3 protein-coding genes are annotated in these 3,956 nt (G+C 73.1%); 1 reads left to right on the plus strand and 2 read right to left on the minus strand.

The features are described from left to right. Positions 1-2,022: DEAD/DEAH box helicase (locus ACFWEP_RS32685; RefSeq protein ID WP_387375631.1), on the minus strand; the 2,022-nt coding region annotated here is incomplete at its 3' end. A gap of 475 nt (positions 2,023-2,497) precedes the next feature. Between ACFWEP_RS32685 and ACFWEP_RS32690 the strand changes: the two genes are divergently transcribed. Then, positions 2,498-3,244: a ferritin-like fold-containing protein gene (locus ACFWEP_RS32690; protein ID WP_387375632.1), complete on the plus strand. Its 747-nt coding sequence runs from the start codon at positions 2,498-2,500 to the stop codon at positions 3,242-3,244. A gap of 39 nt (positions 3,245-3,283) precedes the next feature. Here ACFWEP_RS32690 and ACFWEP_RS32695 read toward each other — a convergent pair whose 3' ends face one another. Further along, positions 3,284-3,559, minus strand: coding sequence for a hypothetical protein (locus tag ACFWEP_RS32695; protein ID WP_387375634.1), 276 nt, complete (start codon positions 3,557-3,559; stop codon positions 3,284-3,286). Between the last annotated feature and the right edge of the window lie 397 nt (positions 3,560-3,956).

Raw genomic sequence — 3,956 nt, forward strand, 5'->3', positions numbered from 1 at the left:
CAAAGAACAAGTACTCCTACGGCGGGTCCGTTCATTAAAAAAGACCGCCTCGCTCGCCACGGCCTCCGCCTCGGCGACCACGGAGGTCTCCGGCTTGACGGCGGCGCGGCGACGGCGCTTCGGCTTCTCCTCCACGGCGTCGGCCTCGGCGGCCGGAGCGGCCTCGGCCTTCACGGCGGTCTTCGGCGCGGCGGCCTTGCGCGTGCGGGGCTTCGTCTCGGGCTTCGCCTCGGCCTTCGTCTCCGTGGCCGGCTTCACGGCCGTACGGGGACGGCGGCGCGTCCGGCTCTCGGACTCGGGCTCGGAGGGCGGGGCGATCTGGAAGTCCACCTCGTCCGCGGCGGGCTTCACGACCCGGGGACGGCGGCGCGGCTTCGTCTCGGCGGCGGGCTCGGCGAAGCCCACGGCGACGGCCACCGTCTGGAACTCCGGCTCGGCCGGAGCGGCGGCACGGGTGCGACGACGGCGTGCCGGCTTGGTCGCCTCGGCGACGGCCGGAGCCTGGGCCACGGCCGCGGGGGCCTCCACGACGGCCACCGGTGCGGGGGCCTCGGCGACGGCCAGGGCTGCCGCCTCGGCGGCGACGGCCTCCGCGACACCGACCCGGCCACGACGGCGGCGGCGCGGGGTGCGCGGCTCCGTCTCCCCGGTGGTCCCGGCGTTCTCCGGAGCCGGTACGGCCTCGGTGGCGGGTGCGGGCACCGTGGCGGCGCCCTCCTCGCCGGCTCCGCCACGGGTGCGGCGGCGCTGACGCGGGGTGCGCGCGGGGCGCTCCTCGCGGGCCTCACGGGCGGGGCCGGACGAGGCGGGAGCCTTGCGGCCCCGGCCACCGGTCTCGCCGAGGTCCTCCAGCTCCTCCGCGCGCAGACCCGCACGGGTCCGTTCGGTACGCGGCAGTATGCCCTTGGTGCCCGCGGGGATGCCGAGGTCCTCGAACAGGTGCGGAGAGGTGGAGTACGTCTCCGGCGGGTCCGGGAACTTCAGGTCCAGCGCCTTGTTGATCAGCTGCCAGCGAGGGATGTCGTCCCAGTCCACCAGCGTGACCGCGGTGCCCTTGGCACCGGCGCGGCCGGTGCGGCCGATGCGGTGCAGGTAGGTCTTCTCGTCCTCGGGGGACTGGTAGTTGATGACGTGGGTCACACCCTCGACATCGATACCGCGCGCCGCGACGTCGGTGCAGACGAGCACGTCGACCTTGCCGTTGCGGAAGGCGCGCAGCGCCTGCTCGCGGGCGCCCTGGCCGAGGTCGCCGTGGACCGCGCCGGAAGCGAAGCCGCGCTTCTCCAGCTGCTCCGCGATGTCGGCGGCGGTGCGCTTGGTGCGGCAGAAGATCATCGCCAGTCCCCGGCCGTCGGCCTGGAGGATGCGCGAGACCATCTCGGGCTTGTCCATGTTGTGCGCCCGGTACACGAACTGGGTCGTGTTCTTGACCGTCGTGCCCTCGTCGTCGGGCGACGTGGCGTTGATGTGCGTGGGCTGCGACATGTAGCGGCGGGCGAGGCTGATCACGGCGCCGGGCATCGTCGCCGAGAAGAGCATGGTCTGGCGCTTCGCCGGCAGCATCGTGAGGATGCGCTCGACGTCGGGCAGGAAGCCCAGGTCCAGCATCTCGTCGGCCTCGTCGAGGACGAGGGCGCGGACGTGGGACAGGTCCAGCTTGCGCTGGCCCGCCAGGTCGAGCAGTCGGCCGGGGGTGCCGACGACCACGTCGACGCCCTTCTTCAGCGCCTCGACCTGGGGCTCGTACGCCCGGCCGCCGTAGATGGCCTGGACGCGGACGTTACGGACCTTGCCCGCGGTGAGGAGGTCGTTGGTGACCTGCTGGCAGAGCTCGCGCGTGGGTACGACGACGAGCGCCTGCGGCGCGTCGGTCAGCTTTTCGGGTGCCGCCCGGCCCGCCTCGACGTCGGCGGGGACGGTGACGATCTCCAGGAGCGGCAGGCCGAAGCCCAGCGTCTTGCCGGTGCCGGTCTTCGCCTGGCCGATGACGTCGCTGCCCGAGAGCGCGACGGGGAGGGTCATCTCCTGGATCGGGAAGGGGGAGGTGATGCCGACGGCTTCGAGGGCCTCGGCCGTCTCGGGGAGAATCCCGAGGTCGCGGAAGGTAGTCAGGGTGCTGCCTCTTCTGTGAGACGCGGACCGAGGCGAACGCTGGGGGTCGTACCGTGCCGGGGTTGGTCATCCGGCCCTGGGAGGGCGCGGGTGGCGCGGGACCACTGCCGTCGCTCGAGCGCTCGTGCCGCTGAGGGGGCCCCTCATCTGCGGTCGTACGGTGTGTACGACCCGCGTGGAGGGCTGTCGGGTCGGAGCCGATCGGGCCACCGACCGGGCATCCTCATTCAAGGGCGCGCCCCGAACATACGAAAATGCTCAGTAGGCGCATTACCACTGTACCCCGGATTCGCGCATGCGTGTTGGGCGAATTCATCGGAACGGTGTGATCTCGGTGATGGACCGGGCCCTTACCACCGACGCCGTGCGGGCTATTGTGCGCTCCATGGAGACGCCTGACAACGCCGCTCGCACGCCCGACGAAGCCCCCGCCCCCACCGGTACCGCCGCCGGAAGCTGGTCGACGGCATCGGTCGACCCGCAGTACCGAGCCGCCGTGGTGGATCTGCTGGGCGCCCTCGCGTACGGCGAACTGGCCGCTTTCGAGCGGCTCGCCGAGGACGCCAAACTCGCGCCCACCCTCGGGGACAAGGCGGAACTGGCGAAGATGGCCTCAGCGGAATTCCATCATTTCGAGCAGCTCACCGAGCGGCTCTCGGCCGTCGGGGAGAACCCCACCGGGGCCATGGAGCCTTTCGCCAAGGCGCTGGACGACTTCCACCGCCAGACCGCTCCCTCCGACTGGCTGGAGGGCCTGGTGAAGGCCTACGTCGGCGACTCGATCGCCAGCGACTTCTACCGTGAGGTCGCCATCCGGCTCGACGCGGACACCCGGGACCTGGTGCTCGCCGTCCTGGACGACACCGGCCACGGGAACTTCGCGGTGGCCAAGGTGCGCGCCGCGATCGAGGCCGACCCCCGCGTCGGCGGCCGGCTCGCCCTCTGGGCCCGGCGGCTGATGGGCGAGGCGCTCTCGCAGGCCCAGCGGGTGGTCGCCGACCGCGACGCCCTGTCGACGATGCTGGTGGGCGGCGTGGCGGACGGGTTCGACCTGGCCGAGGTCGGCCGGATGTTCTCCCGGATCACCGAGGCGCACACCAAGCGGATGGCCGCCCTGGGCCTCGCCGCTTGACGCCTGCCCCGCAGAACCCGCGGTCCGTCCCCGACGGAGCTACCGCGCGGCCGCCGAGCCGCTGATCCGGCTCCGGCCGCGCGGGCGCAGCAGCAGCGACAACGTCACCGCGCCGACGACCAGCGCGCCGGCGACCGTGGCCGTGGCGTGTCCGGAGTACAGCACACCGTCCGTCAGATACGCCCCGAACAGGGCTCCCAGGGCACCGGTGGGATAGACCGCACGGGCCGACGGCAGTCGGCCGGGCAGGACGTGGAGGGCGGCCCAGGCCAGGGCGAGCCCGACCACGACGGAGCCGAAGGATTCCCAGATCACGGAGCATCACCTCGCGGGGTTCGTCGGTAGGTCCCCGTCCGCGCGGAGCGACGGGGGAGGGCCGGTGGCCCTCGTCGGCGGGGTCCGGTGGATCGTGGACGGGGCACGGCGTCCGGCGCGGCACGCCCCGCCGTGGCCGTCCTTGATCCGTAGGACGCTGCCTACGCCGTCCTACCCGTGACCTACGTCACGCAACCCTTCCGGGGCGGGGGGGAAACCTTTCGGCGGAGCGCGCTGTTCCGCCGGGGGTGAGCGGGGGCGGCGTACGGAACGGCCCCGGGGCCCGCGGAGCCCGACGCCCCCGGACGGGCCCTCCGGCGGCCGACGCACCCCGGACGGGGCCCGGCGGAGTCCGACATCCCCCGCAGCACGACGGAACGGCCCGGCGGGATCTCCC

Origin of the sequence: Streptomyces sp. NPDC060198, from assembly GCF_042728415.1 — a bacterium.
GTDB lineage: Bacteria > Actinomycetota > Actinomycetes > Streptomycetales > Streptomycetaceae > Streptomyces.

Excerpts from the sequence above, each read along its gene's own strand:
- ACFWEP_RS32690 (WP_387375632.1), top strand. The coding sequence starts at position 2,498 with ATGGAGACGCCTGACAACGCCGCTCGCACGCCCGACGAAGCCCCCGCC.